Origin of the sequence: Dehalobacter sp. TeCB1 (assembly GCF_001707455.1) — a bacterium.
GTDB classification, from domain to species: domain Bacteria; phylum Bacillota; class Desulfitobacteriia; order Desulfitobacteriales; family Syntrophobotulaceae; genus Dehalobacter; species Dehalobacter restrictus.
Genome location: NZ_MCHF01000046.1, coordinates 1 through 2525 on the forward strand (window position 1 = coordinate 1; position 2525 = coordinate 2525).

At 49.0% G+C, this 2525-nt stretch carries 3 protein-coding genes; all 3 read right to left on the minus strand.

What is annotated here, in order from left to right; translation table 11 throughout:
- Nucleotides 1–34 precede the first annotated feature (34 nt).
- Nucleotides 35–1636, minus strand: coding sequence for an IS66 family transposase (locus A7D23_RS11075; protein WP_242837026.1), 1602 nt, complete (start codon nucleotides 1634–1636; stop codon nucleotides 35–37).
- 84 nt (nucleotides 1637–1720) lie between these two features.
- Nucleotides 1721–2077, minus strand: a complete 357-nt coding sequence (gene tnpB / locus A7D23_RS11080) for an IS66 family insertion sequence element accessory protein TnpB (protein ID WP_019226927.1) — start codon at nucleotides 2075–2077, stop codon at nucleotides 1721–1723.
- Entirely contained in the window at nucleotides 2071–2403 is a 333-nt protein-coding gene (locus A7D23_RS11085; protein ID WP_019226926.1) for a hypothetical protein, read from the minus strand. The genes tnpB and A7D23_RS11085 overlap by 7 nt, the downstream gene beginning before the upstream one ends.
- Nucleotides 2404–2525: the final 122 nt, after the last annotated feature.

A 2525-nucleotide genomic window follows, 5' to 3' on the forward strand; every position in this document is an offset into this window, starting at 1 on the left:
CCGCCGTAACCAGCAGGCTCGCGTCATATAAAAATCATTCGTCGCATTTGCTCTTAGCATACGGTACTCGGCAATGCTCAGGAGCATTTGCCGGGAGTAATGGAATCACCCAGTCTGGATGTGTTTGATCAATGTTAGGAGCAGTGTTCAGGACATATACCAGATACCTGTACGGATCAAGGTCATTCTCCTTGGCGGTTTCAATTAGGCTATAAATTATTGCACTGCCCTGGGCACCATTCGGCGTATTTGCGAATAGAAAGTTTTTTCGGCTCATGACAAAAGGTTTTATACTCCGTTCTGCTCGGTTGTTAGAGAGCTCCAGCCGGCCGTCCTTCAGATACTCTATCAAGTGAGGCCACTGCTGTTGCAGATAATATAAGGCTTTTCCAAGGGCAGACTTCGGAGCTGCGTTTCTTGTTTGTGCCCAAGTCAGGAAGGCATCCAGAACCGGTTTTTCCAACTCCAGCCGCTGGGTATATCGTTCTTCAGGGGTAAGACATTTAAGCTTATCCTCAATCGAGAATAGCTTGTTGCAATACTCTTGCCCAATTACTGCCGAAGATCCTTTTTGCTCGGATTTTGGCAAGGAATTGACCGCCTCATCAAATTTACGCCGAGCATGGGCCCAGCAACCGACTACCGTGATGTTTTCCGGCAACGTGTAATAAGCCTGATAACCATCCGCATGCAGGTATCCGGAGAATCCTTCCGAAAATTTCTTCGGGTTTTCAGCTTTTCGATCCGGCTTGTATTCATAAAGTATGAGCGGGTGCTCTGTATCCCCGCCGGTTCTGTACATCCACATGTAGCTTTTGGCTTGCGCCTTCTTGCCTGGTTCTTTGAGTACTTGCAAGGTGGTCTCATCCGCGAAGAGAACACTGTGCTGCAAGAGCCGTCGGTGCATCTCCTCATACACTGGTTTCAACCAGTCCTCGGCTACTCTTAAGATCCAGCTGGACATCGTCTGACGGGATAGCATCACACCGCTTCGATTCAGCTCCTGTTCCTGTCGGTAAAGGGGAGAACACATGACGAATTTCTGGGTCATGATGTGAGCTATCGCTTCCGGGGAGGCAAAGCTTCCGGAGATGACGGGTTTATCTTTCCGTGTTTTCAACACGGGGGTTTCCAAGGCCTCTGCTTTGCAGGTCAGGCAGGCATAGCTGAAATACCGGTCTTCACGGATTTTTACCTGTGGCGGAACAATTACAAGGCTGCGGCGGACTTCCTTGCCGATTTCCTGCATGACAGTATCGCAGGCTGCACAAAGCCGTTCTTCCTCAGAAAGACGATGCTCAACGACTTCAACGGGGACATTATCCGGCAGGATTTCCTCAAGGCTGCCGGAACGCTTTTGGCGGGTATGGGCAGCAACTTTTGTTTTCTCTGGTGACTCGATTTTAATATACGCTTCTGCCTCGTTAAACAAAAGGCTCAGTTGCTCCATGACCGCTTCCTGCGTTTTTTCGGAGGAAGATCCGAAGCGTTTCTTTTGGCCCAGGCGTATCTGTTGCAGAAGCAACTCAATCTGTTTGTTTAACTCTGTGTTGTGTGCCTTAAGTGCTTCATATTCCGCACGTGAAATGGTGACCATTTCGGCGTTATTTATCTCATTTTTTTGTAGCTCTTTCATAACAAAATTATACCATGAAAAAGCCAGTTTTTCCAGTGTTTTCAAGGGTTTCCAGTATTCTTTTCGAACCCTTTCTGAGCCTTCTTAAACCATGCAGAGGCCTGACGCCGGACGGTGTGCTTTGGGTTGTTCTACGCTTAAACCTTCCATTAGCCACCGGTACTGCTGTGGGGTAAGCGCCTGCGCTTCGGCGGGGCTACGCGGCCACTGAAACCTTCCGTTTTCAAGCCGTTTGTACAGGAGAACAAACCCATTGCCTTCCCAATACAGAGCTTTTATCCGGTCACATCGGCGTCCGCAAAATAGAAACAGGGTGCTCGAAAACGGATCCAGCCGAAACTTCTGCTGGACGATTCCAGATAGACCGTCAATCCCGCATCGAAGATCGGTGTATCCGCAGGCAATATAGATGCAGTCGGCTCCGGTGAAATCATTCAGCATGACTTCAGCGCGCGGCAGATTGCTTCAATGGCTGATGCATCTGCGCTGGGGTAAATGTCGGCTTCGGCATTTCCGATGCGCACTGTTGCCGCTATTTCCAGACAGTCATTCCGGCGTTCAACGGGAACTCTGGCAAAGTACGGCTCTTGATGCGTGGTCAATGCTTTAAACACTCGGCGTTGCCAATAGTAATATGTTTTCTCGACAATCCCGTTTTCCAGGCACCATTGCCTGATGCTTATTCCACTGTTCCGGCAGGATGAGATCCGCTCGCTCCACTCGGCCAGCCGTTGGTTTACGCTTAAGGTTTGCAGGCTTTGCTCCATTTGAGTCACTCCCATTCTATCTAAATGTCTACCTTAGACTCTTTTGGTGACACTTAGACTCTTTGGGATATTCTCTCATTCTGCTGATTCTATGACAATCCGCCTACATGGTTTACGCTTAC